Annotated in this window: 14 protein-coding genes and 3 pseudogenes; 7 read left to right on the forward strand and 10 right to left on the reverse strand. The window is 71.0% G+C overall.

Annotated features, from left to right (window positions below):
- Positions 1-30 precede the first annotated feature (30 nt).
- The 3 genes and pseudogenes from ACIRC0_RS01380 to ACIRC0_RS01390 form a co-directional block, all read right to left on the reverse strand.
- The gene (locus tag ACIRC0_RS01380; RefSeq protein WP_403609693.1) at positions 31-984 is read right to left on the reverse strand and encodes a hypothetical protein; all 954 of its coding nucleotides are present in this window, start codon (positions 982-984) and stop codon (positions 31-33) included.
- Positions 985-1206: 222 nt separating this feature from the next.
- Positions 1207-1494 (reverse strand): ArsR family transcriptional regulator, encoded by a 288-nt coding sequence (locus ACIRC0_RS01385; protein ID WP_403609695.1) that lies wholly within the window; start codon positions 1492-1494, stop codon positions 1207-1209.
- Between the two features lie 104 nt (positions 1495-1598).
- Positions 1599-2456: pseudogene (locus ACIRC0_RS01390) on the reverse strand (beta-galactosidase); the annotation flags it as partial.
- Between ACIRC0_RS01390 and ACIRC0_RS01395 the strand changes: the two are divergent.
- The 4 genes and pseudogenes from ACIRC0_RS01395 to ACIRC0_RS01410 form a co-directional block, all read left to right on the forward strand.
- Positions 2448-3098 (forward strand): annotated as a pseudogene (locus tag ACIRC0_RS01395) (LacI family DNA-binding transcriptional regulator); the annotation flags it as partial. The pseudogenes ACIRC0_RS01390 and ACIRC0_RS01395 sit on opposite strands and share 9 nt — an antisense overlap.
- 152 nt (positions 3099-3250) lie before the next feature.
- Entirely contained in the window at positions 3251-3601 is a 351-nt protein-coding gene (locus ACIRC0_RS01400; RefSeq protein WP_263233774.1) for a VOC family protein, read from the forward strand.
- A gap of 81 nt (positions 3602-3682) precedes the next feature.
- A complete protein-coding gene (locus ACIRC0_RS01405) occupies positions 3683-4090 on the forward strand; it encodes a MarR family winged helix-turn-helix transcriptional regulator (RefSeq protein WP_403609698.1) in 408 nt (135 codons plus the stop codon).
- 135 nt (positions 4091-4225) lie between these two features.
- A complete protein-coding gene (locus ACIRC0_RS01410) occupies positions 4226-4444 on the forward strand; it encodes a hypothetical protein (protein ID WP_403609700.1) in 219 nt (72 codons plus the stop codon).
- A gap of 50 nt (positions 4445-4494) precedes the next feature.
- Here ACIRC0_RS01410 and ACIRC0_RS01415 read toward each other — a convergent pair whose 3' ends face one another.
- The 5 genes and pseudogenes from ACIRC0_RS01415 to ACIRC0_RS01435 form a co-directional block, all read right to left on the reverse strand.
- On the reverse strand, positions 4495-5580 hold the full coding sequence (locus tag ACIRC0_RS01415; RefSeq protein ID WP_403609703.1) for a hypothetical protein: 1086 nt from the start codon (positions 5578-5580) through the stop codon (positions 4495-4497).
- A 103-nt stretch (positions 5581-5683) separates the two neighbouring features.
- Entirely contained in the window at positions 5684-6085 is a 402-nt protein-coding gene (locus ACIRC0_RS01420) for an SseB family protein (protein ID WP_103844916.1), read from the reverse strand.
- 184 nt (positions 6086-6269) lie between these two features.
- On the reverse strand, positions 6270-6824 hold the full coding sequence (locus ACIRC0_RS01425; RefSeq protein WP_403609706.1) for a cysteine hydrolase family protein: 555 nt from the start codon (positions 6822-6824) through the stop codon (positions 6270-6272).
- Positions 6821-8317, reverse strand: a complete 1497-nt coding sequence (locus ACIRC0_RS01430) for a purine-cytosine permease family protein (RefSeq protein WP_403609708.1) — start codon at positions 8315-8317, stop codon at positions 6821-6823. Before ACIRC0_RS01430 ends, ACIRC0_RS01425 begins: the two co-directional genes overlap by 4 nt.
- 227 nt (positions 8318-8544) lie before the next feature.
- Positions 8545-9537 (reverse strand): annotated as a pseudogene (locus ACIRC0_RS01435) (phospholipase C); the annotation flags it as partial.
- A 253-nt stretch (positions 9538-9790) separates the two neighbouring features.
- Here ACIRC0_RS01435 and ACIRC0_RS01440 point away from each other — a divergent pair.
- On the forward strand, positions 9791-10786 hold the full coding sequence (locus ACIRC0_RS01440) for a Ku protein (RefSeq protein ID WP_403609710.1): 996 nt from the start codon (positions 9791-9793) through the stop codon (positions 10784-10786).
- A 101-nt stretch (positions 10787-10887) separates the two neighbouring features.
- Positions 10888-11304 carry an ANTAR domain-containing protein gene (locus tag ACIRC0_RS01445; protein WP_403609712.1) on the forward strand — a complete coding sequence of 139 codons (417 nt, stop codon included), beginning with the start codon at positions 10888-10890 and terminating at the stop codon, positions 11302-11304.
- A 10-nt stretch (positions 11305-11314) separates the two neighbouring features.
- Here ACIRC0_RS01445 and ACIRC0_RS01450 read toward each other — a convergent pair whose 3' ends face one another.
- Both ACIRC0_RS01450 and ACIRC0_RS01455 read right to left on the reverse strand, forming a co-directional pair.
- The gene (locus tag ACIRC0_RS01450; RefSeq protein ID WP_403609715.1) at positions 11315-11878 is read right to left on the reverse strand and encodes a hemerythrin domain-containing protein; all 564 of its coding nucleotides are present in this window, start codon (positions 11876-11878) and stop codon (positions 11315-11317) included.
- 130 nt (positions 11879-12008) lie between these two features.
- Entirely contained in the window at positions 12009-12977 is a 969-nt protein-coding gene (locus tag ACIRC0_RS01455) for a LysR family transcriptional regulator (protein WP_403609718.1), read from the reverse strand.
- 133 nt (positions 12978-13110) lie between these two features.
- Here ACIRC0_RS01455 and ACIRC0_RS01460 point away from each other — a divergent pair, with 133 nt between their 5' ends.
- A complete protein-coding gene (locus ACIRC0_RS01460) occupies positions 13111-14355 on the forward strand; it encodes an MFS transporter (RefSeq protein WP_403609721.1) in 1245 nt (414 codons plus the stop codon).
- The last annotated feature ends 30 nt before the right edge of the window (positions 14356-14385 follow it).

The raw sequence follows: 14385 nt of genomic DNA on the forward strand, positions 1-14385 counted from the left end.
GAGGCAGGCACTCACCGGCCAAGTGCGCAGTCACCCGAAGACCACCATGTGCGTCGGCGGTTGTCCTGGCGCCGGGGACGGACCGCGGAGCTCACCTTCAATCAGTACATCACGGACTGCGTCGCGTACCGCCCTGACAGATTCACCCCGATACTGCTGGAAGAAGGGTGTGGCCTGGAGCAGCAGGGAGCCGTTCGGGAGAGGGACGACCGAGTCGAAGGCCTCAGAGTTCTGGAGAGCTTCCAAGCCCCCCAGAAGCTCGGCGATTTCACCCGAAACCACCATCAGCCAGGAGTACCCCCTGAGGCTTTCACGCCACTGCGGCGTGTTCCGTGACGGTACCCGCGCCGGCCCTCGCACATAGCGCTCGAGTTCCGTCACCCCTCCGGAGCGGTCATACGAAAAATGCCCGAACACGACATCGTGTCGCATGCACGCCCAAGTCACCGCAGACCGGAGGCGCTTGTGTTCGGCCCGCGCGGTGGCAGCGCCACTCAACATCGCTTCGTCGACATGGTAGGAAAGTTTCACGTAGTCAGGAAGTTCGTCGTCAAACGAGACAGAAAGCCGAAGGACAGGGTTTCCGATCTCGCCGCCTGCCGAAAATCGCCCGATTTCAACTGCGGCGAATTCAGGTGACTCCTCGATGCGGCTCCTCAGCCAGGAAGCCGCTTCCGGACTGTACGGATTGTACAGAACGTCGAGTGACCCTTGAGGGGAGACCGAGATGAATCCCCATGTACGGCCCGGAGTCGGGTTCTGCACGCTTTGATTCACTTGGGAGTAGCCAGTGCCCAAGACAGGTGGGCTCGGCGCAAGGTGATTCAACTCGTCATGTATGGCAGCTTCCGTCACACCATCTGTGAGCCAACCGAGCGCAGCCGAAACCAAGTCAGACTGTTCCTCCCCGTACACGGTGAGTTCTGCTACCAAGCCATGGTTCACGGCGGAATTGATCGATTCGAAGGCATCCATTGCAGTCACCCGAAGATCCGAACGGTTACCCGGCGGGGCGCCGGAGGTTCGTCCGGCGATCCCGGCGCGTAACTAAAGCACGTCGACGGAGACCACGAGGGCGGAGGGCCTCGCTGCGCACCGCGTTCATCGCGGGCGGCCCGTTCGGACGGGCCACATGCAGCCGGGGCACTGCCCAGGGCCGCCGCCTCCGGGGGCTGACCGCAGACCGGATGTCGGACGTTCGGTGACTCACCAGCCTTTCTCGAACATCCGCGCCGCCTCGGCGATCCGTACCTCGTCTCGGCGGTAGTGGGTGCGGCCGCGCATTCTCCTCGTACGCAGGAGGCCGATGGCGGCGAGGAGGCGCAGGTCGGACTCGGCGACGCAGCGGGGTACGCCGAGTTTCGAGGCCACGGCGGCCGCGGTCACGCCGTTCTCGACGAGGTCGGTGTGCCGCTGGGGCGGGAAGTGGGCGCCCGGGTCCTTCAGCCACTCCAGGATCCGCAGCCGCCTGTCGCCGGCGGGTCTCTTCAGCATCTCGTCCCTTCCGTACCGCCCTCCAGTCCCACTCTGCCGTGGCGGACGGTGCGGGGCCGAGGCCCGATCGGGCCGAACTGAGAAGGCCGAACGGCCCCTTGTTTGCCCGACTCCCCCGTGCGACGCACCACTTCGACGTCGCGCGGCAGTTCCGCGCGCGGCGCGATCCCGGCGTCGTCGGCGGCCCAGCCCAGCAGCGCGTCCAGGCCGTGCACATCGAGCCGGGTCGAGACGTACCAGGCGGAACCCTCGCCGTGGCGGTGGCGGGTGATCGCGGGGTGGCCGGCGGTGAGGCCGTCGGCGTAGGTCCACACGGTTTCGGCGCCGCGCGGGACCACGAACTCGGTCCACACGTCGCCGCTCAGCTCGGAGCCGTCGGGCCCGGTGATGCGGACCCGCTCGCCCTTGAGCAGCGGCGAGAACTCCTCCACGGCCAGTCCGAGGACGTCGCGCAGGGCGCCCGGGTAGGGGCCCTCGTGGACGGCGTCGTGCTCGTCGACGATCCCGGAGAAGTAGGAGACGACGAGCGTGCCGCCGTTCTCGACGTACTCCTCGAGGTTCTTCCCGGCAGCCTCGGTCATCAGGTACAGCGCGGGCACGACGACAAAGGGATATCTCGACAAGTCGGCTTCCGGGTGGGCGAAGTCGACGGTGAGGTGGCGGTCGTAGAGGGCCTCGTAGAAGGCGTCGGCGCGTTCGCGCGGGTCGTGGTCCTCGCTGGGGCGCCACTGGAGGTTCTGCGCCCACCAGGAGTGCCAGTCCCACAGGACGGCCACGTCGGCCTGCGTGCGGGTGCCGCGGATCGGGCTCAACGAGTCGAGGGACGCGCCGAGTTCGACGACCTCGCGCCACACCCGGGTGTCCGTGCCGCCGTGGGGAAGCATCGCCGAGTGGAACTTCTCGGCGCCGCGCCGTGACTGCCGCCACTGGAAGAACATGGCGCCGTCGGAGCCGCGGGCCACGTCGACGGCGTGCTGCTGGTCTCCAGCCACTCCGGTGACCCGGTCGCCGAGGAGCTGCGCGAGGCGGGCGTACCGCTGGTCGCGTGCGGCAAACCCATCGGGCTGGGCGCCAAGGTGAGCTATGTGGCTGCGGACGACCGGGACGGCGCCCGCGAGATGGTGCGCCATCTGCTGTCCGTGGGCCGGCGGCGGATCGGCGTGGTCACGGGCCCCCTCGACACGCCGGGCGGCGTGGAGCGTCTCGCCGGCTACAAGGAGGTCCTGGGCGAGGCCGGCCTGGAGATCGACGAGAAGCTCGTCGTCCCCGGTGACTACAGCCGGGCCGGCGGCGAGGCGGGCGCAAAACGGCTGCTGGCTCAGGCACCGGACATGGACGCGGTGTTCGTCGCCTCCGACCTGATGGCCCAGGGCGTGCTGACCGCACTCAGGCGGGCGGGCCGCCGGGTCCCCGACGACGTGGCGGTGGGCGGCTTCGACGACTCCCCCGCGGCCACGGCGGTGAGCCCCGCCCTCACCACCATCCGTCAGCCCTGGGACCGGATCAGCAACGAGATGGTCCGCGTCCTGCTGGCGCAGATCGGCGGCGAGGACCCGGCGGCGGTGATCCTGCCGACGGAACTGGTGAAACGCGAGTCGACGTGACCTCACGGCCGCACGGGCGCGCCGCTCGGCCACCGAGCCGCCGGCGCTCTCGTGCGACCGGTCAGTTTCGGAGAAGCCGTGCGCCACTCCCCCTCCGTAGCGTGAGAGCACCGGCGAACGACGTCGGCCCACCCACCGCCAAGGAGCACACGATGACCACGGGCCTGCAGACCATCATCTATCCCGTCAAGGACCTGGCCGCGGCCAAGTCGATGTTCAGCGCCCTGCTGGAGACGGAGCCGTACGTGGACGAGTCCTACTACGTGGGGTTCCGGGTCGCCGGGCAGGACGTCGGGCTGGACCCGAACGGGCACGCCAAGGGCCTGACCGGGCCGGTGCCCTTCTGGCACGTGTCCGACATCGAGGCCCGGCTCGGGGCGCTGGTGGACGCCGGGGCCGAGGTGCTGCAGGACCTCCAGGACGTCGGCGGCGGCAGGCTGATCGCCTCGGTGAAGGACGCGGACGGCAACCTCGTGGGCCTCCTCCAGGACCCGGCCGCGTAGGGGTTTCGCCCTGCGTGAAGTGCTTGCACACACACTAGTTGCAAGGTAAACAAACGGGGGCTTTTCTGTTACCGTGCGGGTATGGCAGTGAAGACGGCCGGCTCCCGGCTCGAGGAACAGTGGCGGGACATCCTGTCGGTGCACGCGCGCACGATGTGCGAGATCGACCGTGTGCTCCACCCCCACGGCCTCGGCGCCAGCGACTTCGAGGTCCTCGACATCCTCGCCACGGAGACGCCCGACCACGGCGACCAGTGCCGGGTGCAGAACATCGCCGGGCGCGTCCATCTGAGCCAGAGCGCGCTGTCCCGGCTGATCGGGCGGCTGGAGAAGGACGGCCTGGTGCGGCGCTCGGTGTGCGAGGAGGACCGGCGCGGCGTCTGGGTCGCCCTGACCGAGAAGGGTCGCGCGTTGCACGCCGAGGTGCTGCCGCTGCAACGCGAGGCCCTCGCCCGCACGCTGACGTCCTGGCCCGGCCGACCCGCCTGACCCCGCGGCACGGGGTTGTCGGCCTGGCGCACGCCCGGCCCCGCGCGCGATCGCATGCGTGGCCGCTCCGTGTGAACCTGGTGGTGCAGGCGCCGCGGCGCGCACGACATGGGCCAGGACAACCGGAGGGACGTCATGGAACAGGTCGGAGACAAGCCGGAAGAGGTACGCAGGCATCTCGAGGAGGAGCAGCAGCAACTCGAGGAGCAGCAGCCGTCACGAAGCGGGGTCCGGCCGGACGACGAGGGCGGGCAGACGGTCACCGACGAGGAGGTGGAGCTGACGGCCGCTGACCAGGAGGCCGGGCAGACGGCCGCTGACGACGCGGCCGACGTCTCCGGCAGGGACGCCTAGCGCCTGCCTTTCGGATCAGGTCGGCCCGCCAGGCCCTGGGCCGGCCGCGCTCACCCCGTCGCGGGCCGTCGGTCCACCGGGCGGCGCGGCGGGATCTGGGGGGAGTCGAAGTCGCGGGGACCGCTCCACAGCGCGGGTACGGCGTCGCAGCGGCGGCACAGTTCGTATGCGATCGCCTCGTAGTTGACCCGCCAGCCCTGGTAGTGCGGCCAGGCCTCCTGCGCCGTCCGCTCCGCCATGAAGCCGGTCGCCTCCAGCATCGCCACGGCCGTGTCGAACTCCGTGAAGGTGAGGTGGATGGGGGCGTCGGGTGCCGGGTCGGCCTCGAACGGGAAGCGCAGCGAGCGGGCGATGTCGCGCAGGGCGGTGAACCCGGCCCGGAGCACCAGCCGGGACTCCGGCGGCGCGGCGCGCGGCGCCAGGGAGAGCTGCATCGCCGCCGCGTCCATGACGGCGAGCATCCCGACCAGCCAGTTCCGGTATGGGCGCGGCGAGCGGAACGAGATCAGCACCGGGTAGGTGGAGTGGCTCTCGCCGATGTCGGCGGCCAGCCGCTCCCACGCACGGTACAGCTCGGGCAGCGCGGTCTCGGTCTCGACGAGCCACTGACGGGCCAGGATCTCCGGGCCCCAGGCGGGCTCGCCGGCCCGGGACTGCAACAGGGTGACCTCGAGTTCACGGCGGTTGTAGGCGGCGTACAGGGTGGGCAGGTAGGCGATCTGCAGGGCGATGACCACGGGCCCGGTGGCCGCCGCGACGAAGTCCAACGCGGACAGCCGCAGCCGCGTACCGCTGGCGAAGCCGAGCGTGAACAGGCTGGAGCCCGCCTCACGGAACGCATTGCTCCAGCTCAGCGGGGACACGGAGTACAGCAGCAGGCCGTAACCCACGAGCGCCCCACCGAGCCAGATGGCGAGCATGCCGATCAGGATCAGCGGGGCGAGCCAGGCCTGTGCCCGGTCGATGTCCTCGTAGCGGCCGCTCGGCGCGGCCAGCCGCAGCAGCCGCCGCAGTGCCCACCACAGCCGGTACACGAGGATCGAGTACAGCCCGCGGGGCACCACGAGAGTGCGCACGATGCTGGAGAGCACGGCCACCAGGACCAGGGCGCCGGCGACGCCGGAGATCCATCTCATGCGGTCATTGTGGACCGCGTGGCCCGGCCCGCCTCGGCACAGCCGGTGCGGTGCTCCAGGGCGTCGCGGGCCGCCACCCCCGACGCCGCCGTGCGCGTGAGCCCTACGGCCTGGCCAGCAGGTGGCGCACCCCGTCCGAATTGAGGGTCAGGCCGTGCGGGGAGGCCGCGTCGATGGTCAGAGTGAGGTCGCCGGTGGGCCACTGGGACGCGAGCGCGCCGAGCGGCACCAGGCGGTAGCGGGAGACGAACGGCAGCAGGTCCGCCATCTCCGTCTCCGACGTGAACACCGGCACGGTCTGTTCGCCGTCCGGCTGCTCCAGGACGGGCAGCGCGACGGTGTTCGGGTTGTTGGCGTCCTCCTCGCTGGCGTCGTCCGGCACGGGGACGAGCACATCGCTCCCGGCCAGCGTGTCCAGCGCCTCCGCGTCCCCGGCATCCACCGCAAGGGTGTCCAGTGCCGCCTGGGCCGCGGTCGGGTGGTGGTTCTTGTCCGGAGTGTCCATGGCAAATCCCCAGGTAGGTGCGGGCGGGACGCCCCGGAACCAGTGGCTCCGGGCGCACTCCCGCCCACGTACCCATCCCGCGCCGGGCCATGCATGCCGCACGGGTCAGGTGTCGGCCCGGCCAGGGGCACGCAGGCGCACGGCTGACGCGTGGGCCCGGGGCGGCCGACGTGCGGGACGCCCGTCAGGCCCGCCGCTCCGCGAGCAGTTCCCCGGTGGTGACCACCCGGATCAGCGGGCGGTAGAGGTCCATCACGCTCAGCGCCCGGTCGTGGGCGGTGTCGTCGGCGCCCGCGCAGGCGTCGGCGGCCACCAGCACCTCGACTCCCGCGTCCGCGGCGGCAAGAGCCGTGGACAACACGCAGCAGTCGGTGCTGACACCGGCCAGCACCAGACGGCCTTCGGGTCCGACACGCCCGGCCAGTTCGGGCGTCCACTTGCCGAACGTGGTCGCGTCCACCACGTGCCGCGCCACGGCGGCGAAGTCGTCGGTCAGCCGCCACAGCGGGGCGTGCGGCGGTTGCAGGGCGAAGGGCCACTGCTCGTAGTACGCCCGCCAGGTGCCCTCGGGTGTCCGGGGTGCCAGGAAACGGGTGAAGGTGACGCGTTCCCCGAAGGCGGGCAGCAGGCGCCGTACGCCGTCCGCCGCCTCCCGGAAACGGGGGGCGGCCCAGGGGCTCGCGGGATCGGCGAAGACGCGCTGCATGTCGATCACGGCGAGCAGGCCGGCGGCGGTCATGCGATCGGTGCTCCTTCGTTCGTCGTCCGGCCCCTGGCCTCCTGCTCCTGCCGGTGCACCCGCCCGCGGCCGAGGACGAGGGTGCCGAGGAGGCCCACCGCGAGGGCCGCGAGAACGCCGAGGTTGGCGTACGCCCAGGCGCCCGACGTGCCGCCGAGGCCCAGGGGGCCGAGGAGATAGCCCTGCCAGTCCAGCCAGCTCGCGGCGGTGTTCGTCACCAGGCCCCAGCCGATCGCCGTGGCGGCGAGGGTCAGCAGCAGGGGGGTGAGCGGGACGTCGCCGTAGCGGCCGTTCGGGCGGTAGAGGTCCTCCTCGTCGTAGTCGCGGCGGCGCAGGGCCAGGTCGGCGAGCATGATGCCGCACCAGGCCGCGATGGGGACGCCGAGCGTCGTCAGGAAGCCCATGAACGGGCCGAGGAAGTCACCGGCGAAGAAGACGATGTAGACCGAGCCCGCGATCATCAGGACGCCGTCGACCAGCGCGGCCAGGGGGCGGGGAATCCGCAGCCCGGCGGAGAGCAGCGCCAGGCCCGACGAGTAGATGTCCAGCACCGCGCCGCCCACCAGGCCGAGCACCGCGACCACCGCGAACGGGACCAGGAACCAGGTCGGCAGGATCGTGGTCAGCGCGCCGATCGGGTCGGCGGCGACGGCCTTGCTGAGGATGTCGGACGAGCCCGCCAGCAGCAGCCCGAAGACCAGCAGGAGCAGGGGGGCGACCGAGGCGCCGAAGGCGGTCCAGCCGATCACGCCGCGGCCGGAGGAGGTGCGTGGCAGATAACGGGAGTAGTCCGCGGCCGCGTTGACCCAGCCGAGCCCGAAGCCGGTCATCATGAAGACCAGGGCGCCGATGAACTCCTGGGTGGAGCCCGCCGGATGGGCACCGACCGTGTGCCAGTGGATGTGGTCGGCGACCAGGGCGATGTAGACGACGGTGAGCACGCCCGTGACCACGGTGATCACGGTCTGCAGGCGCATGATCAGGTCGAAGCCCATGACGCCGCCGACGACGGTCAGCGCGCCGACCAGGACGAGCGCCGCCACCTTGGTCCCGGTGCCGCCGCCCCAGCCGAGCCGTCCGAAGACGGTGGCGGTGGCCAGGGTGGCGAGTGCGGTCAGGACGGTCTCCCAGCCGACGGTGAGCAGCCAGGAGACCACCGACGGCAGCCGGTTGCCGCGCACACCGTACGCGGCGCGGCTGAGCACCATCGTCGGGGCCGAGCCGCGCTTGCCCGCGACCGCTATGAAACCGCAGAGCAGGAAGGAGAAGACGATCCCGATCGCCCCGGCTGCCAGCGCCTGCCAGAAGGAGATCCCGAAGCCGAGCGCGAAGGCGCCGTAACTGAGTCCCAGGACGGAGACGTTGGCCCCGAACCAGGGCCAGAACAGCGTCCGCGGAGTGCCCTTGCGCTCGGCGTCGCCGATCACCTCGAGGCCGTGCGGCTCCACCTGGAACTGCCGTCCCCCGGGTCTGCTGTCGGAGGGGTCCGTCATCGTCGACCTGCCTGTCTGGACGCGTTCGCCGCAGGCCCGGTCGGTCCGGGCCGGCGTCCAGGGTAAGCGCGCGCCACGCACGGTTCACCCGGCCCTGCCGGCTTCCTCGTGGCACCGGCGGGGCTCCATGAGCGGCTGGTGGAGGTACTCGGCCACCGTGACCGGTGGAAACGGGCGGTGGCCCCGGGATCGCCGGGGCCACCGTTCATGTGTGCGTGTGTGCCGGATCAGGCGCCCGCGCGCTCCCTGCGGCGCAGGGTGAGGAAGGTGCCGGTCGCGCCGGCCGCGACGAGGGCGCCCGCCGCGATGCCCACCGGGAGGGCGGGGAACGACGAGGCGTCGGTGCTGACGGCCGTGTTCTGCATCGCCGGGCCGGGGGTGATGCTGGTGGCGACGGCCTTCACCGGGTGGATCAGGCCGACCGACTGCACCGAGCCGTCCGTGTTCAGCAGCACCTGCTTGTTGTTGGGGTGCCGGAAGTCGAACATGCCCGCCATGGAGCCGGCGGTGGCGTCGAAGGAGTGGTCACCGATCCGGCCGGTGTGCCAGTTGTCCTCGATGAAGCGGATGATCGAGGACTGGTCGGTCTGCGTGTGGTCGACCTTGTTGACCTTGCTGTACGGGGAGACCACGAGCAGCGGCTGACGGGTGCCGGGGCCGCAGCGGTCCTGGTAGCCGCCGGACGCGGCCGGGCCCGCCTGGCAGGCCGGGCTGTCGGTGGCCTTGCCGTTGGAGCCGGTCGAGGTGTCCGTGGAGCCGTTGCGCGGCTTGGCGTAGGCGTGGTCGTACCAGCCGTCGGAGTCGTCGTAGGCGATGACGATCGCCGTGGACTTCCACTGCGGCGACTTCTGGATGGCGTTGATCTCGTTCACCAGGAAGTGCTGCTCGTCGATCGGGTCGGAGTAGCCGGCGTGGCCGTCCTGGTACTCGGCGGCCTTGAGGAAGCTGACCGCGGGCAGCTTGCCGGCCTTCAGAGCGGCGTCGAAGTCGGTCAGGTCGTAGTTGTGGTTCGCCTGGCCGTTGTGACCGATCTCGTCGACGCTCTTCGGCGGCAGGTGGTGAGGGTTCGACGTCGACTTGTAGTACTCGAACGGCGAGTGGTGCGGGCTGTAGTCGATGACCGAGGCGCCGCCGACGTTGGTGTGCGCGGTGTCGCACTTGGCGTAGTCGCCCTGCTTGCCGTCCCACGCGGTGGACGGACGGAAGCCGCCTTGGAACCAACTTTTTGCTCCGCGCCTCCCCGGACGACGTGCGAACGTACCGACGCGCCCGGGTGCGGGCGCGATCACTCGTGCTAGGCAGCACCGTACGCCCGAACGGCCCTGCGACAGGGGCGGACACCGAGAGTTCCGTCAGGGTTCACCGGGTGCTCGCCGGTCGCGGAGGTCGTCAGTCCTGCGGACCGCTTCACCGTGCCACGCGCCCGCCCCCTTCGTACGCTGGTGCCCTCGGGGCATGTCACGGAGGTCTGCGATGCCCCGGAGCATCTGGTCTGGAGCGATCAGCTTCGGCCTGGTCACGATTCCGGTCAACGTGGTGCCCGCGACCGAGGACCACAGCGTGCGCTTCCACCAGTACCACTTGGAGGACATGGGCCGGGTCCGGGTGCGCAAGTACTGCGAGCTGGAGGACCGTGAGGTCCCGCCCGAGGAGATCGGCAAGGGCTACGAGCTGTCCCGGGAGCGGGTCGTGCCCGTGCTCGACGAGGAGCTGCGTGAGCTGCCGTTGCCCACGGCGAAGGCCATCGAGATCGCCGCGTTCGTGCCGGCCGGGTCGATCGACCCGCTGCGCATCGGCGAGGGCTACTACCTGCAGGCGTCCGGCACGGTCGCCGCGAAGCCGTACGCGCTGCTGCGCAAGGCGCTGGAGCGGACGTCGAAGGTCGCGGTGGCGAAGTTCGCCTGGCACGGCCGGGAGAGGCTCGGGCTGCTGAGGGTGCGGGACGAGGCGATCGTGCTGCACGCGATGCGGTGGCCCGACGAGATCCGCGACCCGGGGGAGCTGGCTCCGCAGCAGGTCCGGCTCTCCGACGACGAGATCACCGAGGCGGAACACCTGATCGACCGTATGACCCGTGAGGACCTCGAGGGCCCCGACTTCGTCGACCACTACACCGAAGCGCTCGAGCAGGTGATCGAGGCCCGGCGTGAGGGGCAGGCGCCGCCCGAGATGCCGGAGCCGGAGGCGGGGCCCGGCAAGGTGCTGGATCTGATGACCGCGCTCCAGGCGTCCGTGGCCCAGGCGAAGGCCTCCCGCGGCGAGGAGACGGAGGCCGAGGTCCACGAGCTGCCGGAGAAGAAGGCCGCCGGCAGGGCGGCGAAGAAGGAGCCCGCCGAGAAGACCGCGGCGAAGAAGACGGCCACGAAGAAGACCGCGGCGAAGGCCGGGGCGCAGACCTCCGCGCGGAAGGACACCGCACAGAAGAAGACCGCGGAGAAGAGGACGGCCCGTCGGCCGCGCAGCGCCTAGGCACCGGCGCGGCCGACGGGGACACCGCGCATCCGGGTCGTCCACGACGCCGACCTGCGGGAAGCTGGAACTGCGGCCACTCGTTCATCCAGGGGCACACCATGGCGTTCCACGCGATATCCAAGCGGCACCCTCCGCGCCTGCCCGCGCACCTGCTCTCCCCCGCCGACCTGGCGACGGAGAACGAGCGGCTGCACGAGGAGAACGCGCAGCTGCGGCAGGCGGTGACCTCCCATGCCACCATCGACCAGGCCATGGGCGCCGTGGTCGTGCTGGGACGGATCGCGCCGGAGGAGGCATGGCGCGTCCTGCGCGACGTCTCCCAGCACACCAACACCAAGCTGCGGGTCGTCGCCGAGCACATCCTGAGATTCGCGCAGGGTGACGCCCTTCCCGACCCCGAGCTGAACCAGCTGCGGCAGGCGCTCAGCCGGTACGAGATCCACTCCCGCGCCGACCGGCCCGCCGGTGAACCGCCCGCCGACCCTCCGGTGATCCGCCCGCCGACCCGCCGGTGAACCGCCTCGGTCAGTCCTTTTCTCCACGCCCCGTGAGCGCGTCACGGATACGGTCCACCAGGCCGGCGCCCGGCGAGAGCAGCTTGTTGGCCGGCGGCTTGTCCGGGGCGGAGGGGTGCGGGCGGGTCGGCGCCGTCCGCTTCGCCCGCCGGACCTTGTCGCCCAGTTCGTCGAGGGCTTCGGCGGAAGCCGTTCCGCCCAGCCTCGGGAAGAGGTTCCCCTCCTCGTCGGCCACATGGGACCGGATCTCGGTCATGAGCATCCCGATGAGCCGGTCGAACTCCGGGTCGTCCGCCTCGTGGCGCTCCAGATCCTTCATGATCTGTTCGGCCTTGGCGTGGTCCTCGAGCTCCTTGTCGGCCACCGCGTCCCCGTCGGGCAGGAACTGCCGTACGGCCGGGTAGAGGTAGGCCTCCTCGGCCACCGAGTGACGCACGAGCTCCATGACGGCCTGATCGGCGTACACCTTGCGGTTCTTGTCACCGGGCGGCAGTGCCTCGATCCGGCCGAAGAGCTCCTCCACTTCCCGATGGTCCGTCATCAGCTCGTTGATGACGTTCCCTCCATGTCCCATCTCCAACGCCTCCTTGTGGATTCGGCTGGATACGGCGACCCCACGAGGGCTCGCCCGGCACACCGGGTGCCCCCGTCGACGGGCGGATAACCGGGGTGTCGTGGTAGGTGGTGGGCCCGGTTCCTCTCGCTCACGACGGGGTCGGCGCCGGGTGATGCGGTGGCCCCGACCGCTTCGCCCATGCCGGGGTCCAGGTCTCGGTGTCGGAGTGGTCGAACCGCGCGGAGCGGAGGTGGTCGCGGAGTACGGCGAGTGCCGGGTGCGGGTTGTCGCGATGCCATAGCAGTGAGTGCGGGTAGACCGGCGCCGGGTCGCGCACGGCGATCCGCCGCAGGCCGTGGTCGGCGGGCCAGACGAGGCGTGTCTGCTCGCCGACGAAGGTCGCCAGTGACCGGGAGTCGGCGATGGTGTCCAGCAGGGGCTCGGTGCCGAAGTCGGGACCGGTGATCTCGATGGTGAGCCCGAACGCGGCGGCGAGGGCATCGTAGTAGGCGGCCCACTCGGTTCCGGGCACGATGCCGGGCATCCAGATCCGGTGCCCGACGAGCTGGGCGGGCGTGACCGCGCGGGCGGCGGCGAGCTCGTGGTCCGGTCCGGTGAGAAGCTGGACGGGCTCGTCCAGGGCCCAGGCGACCCCGATGTCGTCGGGGAGCCTCCGGCCGGGCATGGTGACGGCGCGGAAGGACGCGTCGATCGTGCCGGAACGGATGGCCTCGACGGCCGCGTCGGCGTCGAAGAGGGTCACGACATCGAGCTCGACGTCCGGGTGCGCACGGTGGAAGCCGCGCAGCACGGCAGCCGGGGCGAGCCGTCGGCCGATCACGTCGACGCGCAGCGCGCGGCGGCCGGGACGGACGGAGGCGACCGCCCGCTCTTCGGCCCGTAGCAGATCGCGGGCGTGGGGCAGGAACGCCTGTCCGTCGATCGTGAGCTTCGCTCCCCGCGCGGTGCGGGTGAACAGCCGCACGCCGAGGATCCTCTCCAGCGTGGCGATGCGTTTGGAGACCGCCTGCTGGGTGATCGACAGTTCGGCGGCGGCGTCCTGGAACCGCCCCGCGTCAGCGGCGGCCACGAAGGTGCGCACGGCATCGAGATCCACGCCGCCACCGTATCCGCACAACAAAGGGTTGTGCTTTCCTGTTGGATCGGTTGTTTGATCTCGTCATCCACCACTCGCTTTGATGCCGATGGTCAGCGGCAGGTTGTTCGGGGCGGCGAGAGGTGCGTCGGGTATGGCGGGGAGACGGGCGCTGGGGCGGCGGTTCGAGTGGTTGTGGGCAGCGTATGCGGTCAGCTCGTACGGCACAGGGCTCGGGTTCGGCGCGTTTTCCGTGCTGGCGGTTCTCGTGCTGCACTCCGGGCCGACCCAGGTGGCGGCGCTGTCCGCGGCGGGGCGGGCAGTGGGAGCCGTGGTGGCGGTGCCACTCGGTCCGTGGGTGGAGTTCCGCCGCAAACGGCCGGTCATGGTGGCGATGGACCTGACCCGGTTCGCGGCGTTGATGAGTGTCCCCGCCGCGTTCGCGCTCGGCCGGCTCACCTTCGCCCAACTCCTCGTCGTCTCCGTGGTCGTCGCCGCGGCCAACATCGCCTTCAACGCGGCCAGCGGTGCGTATCTGAAGGCGCTCGTGCCGCCGGAGGACCTGCTCGTCGCGAACGGCCGGTTCGAGTCCACGATGTGGAGCGCGACGGTGGTCGGGCCGCCGCTCGGCGGGGCGGCGATCGGGATGTTCGGCCCGGTGACGACCGTGGTGGCCGATGCGGTCAGCTACCTGCTCTCGGCGCTGGGCATCCGCGCCATCGGCGGGACGGAACCGCGCCCCGCGCGGACCGGGGCACCGCGGCTGCGCGCAGGGGATCTCCTCGAGGGATGGCGCCACATCCTCACCCACCCCGCGCTGCGCCCGCTGTTCCTCAACACGATCGTGGTCAACGGCCTGATCATGGCCTCCGAGCCGCTGCTCGCCGTGCTCCTGCTGGGCCGCCTGGGGTTCGCACCCTGGCAGTACGGTCTCGCGTTCGCGGCCCCTTGCGTCGGTGGTCTCGTCGGCTCACGCCTGGCGCGCCGGCTGGTGGCGCGGTTCGGGCAGCACAGGGTGATGCTCACAGCAGGGGTGCTGCGTGCGTGCTGGCCTGTCGGACTGGCGTTCGTCCGGCCCGGTGTCCCCGGGATCGTCCTCGTCATCGCCGTCCAACTCGGCCTGGTCACCTGCATCGGCGTGTTCAATCCGGTGCTAGCCACCTACCGGCTCGACCACACCGGCCCCGACCGGGTCGCCCGCACCCTGGCCGCGTGGTCGGTCAGCAGCAGCGCCGCCATCGCGGCCCTGACCGCTCTGTGGGGTCTGCTGGCCGCCGTCACCGGCCCCCGCACCGCGATCGCGGTCGCCGGAGTCCTCCTCCTCGCCACCCCGCTGCTGCTCCCGCGCCGCGAGAGCGCGCCCGGGAACACCAGGAAACAGGCTGCCAGCCTCACCTGACACGGGCGCGTTGCCGGACGACGGGCTCTG

Source organism: Streptomyces sp. NPDC093984 (assembly GCF_044764595.1).
GTDB classification, from domain to species: Bacteria; Actinomycetota; Actinomycetes; order Streptomycetales; family Streptomycetaceae; genus Streptomyces; species Streptomyces cynarae.

Excerpts from the sequence above, each read along its gene's own strand:
- ACIRC0_RS01420 (WP_103844916.1), bottom strand. The coding sequence starts at position 6,085 with ATGGACACTCCGGACAAGAACCACCACCCGACCGCGGCCCAGGCGGCA.
- ACIRC0_RS01445 (WP_403609712.1), top strand. The coding sequence starts at position 10,888 with ATGGCGTTCCACGCGATATCCAAGCGGCACCCTCCGCGCCTGCCCGCG.
- ACIRC0_RS01415 (WP_403609703.1), bottom strand. The coding sequence starts at position 5,580 with ATGAGATGGATCTCCGGCGTCGCCGGCGCCCTGGTCCTGGTGGCCGTG.
- ACIRC0_RS01440 (WP_403609710.1), top strand. The coding sequence starts at position 9,791 with ATGCCCCGGAGCATCTGGTCTGGAGCGATCAGCTTCGGCCTGGTCACG.
- ACIRC0_RS01385 (WP_403609695.1), bottom strand. The coding sequence starts at position 1,494 with ATGCTGAAGAGACCCGCCGGCGACAGGCGGCTGCGGATCCTGGAGTGG.
- ACIRC0_RS01400 (WP_263233774.1), top strand. The coding sequence starts at position 3,251 with ATGACCACGGGCCTGCAGACCATCATCTATCCCGTCAAGGACCTGGCC.
- ACIRC0_RS01425 (WP_403609706.1), bottom strand. The coding sequence starts at position 6,824 with ATGACCGCCGCCGGCCTGCTCGCCGTGATCGACATGCAGCGCGTCTTC.
- ACIRC0_RS01430 (WP_403609708.1), bottom strand. The coding sequence starts at position 8,317 with ATGACGGACCCCTCCGACAGCAGACCCGGGGGACGGCAGTTCCAGGTG.
- ACIRC0_RS01410 (WP_403609700.1), top strand. The coding sequence starts at position 4,226 with ATGGAACAGGTCGGAGACAAGCCGGAAGAGGTACGCAGGCATCTCGAG.
- ACIRC0_RS01460 (WP_403609721.1), top strand. The coding sequence starts at position 13,111 with ATGGCGGGGAGACGGGCGCTGGGGCGGCGGTTCGAGTGGTTGTGGGCA.
- ACIRC0_RS01405 (WP_403609698.1), top strand. The coding sequence starts at position 3,683 with ATGGCAGTGAAGACGGCCGGCTCCCGGCTCGAGGAACAGTGGCGGGAC.
- ACIRC0_RS01450 (WP_403609715.1), bottom strand. The coding sequence starts at position 11,878 with ATGGGACATGGAGGGAACGTCATCAACGAGCTGATGACGGACCATCGG.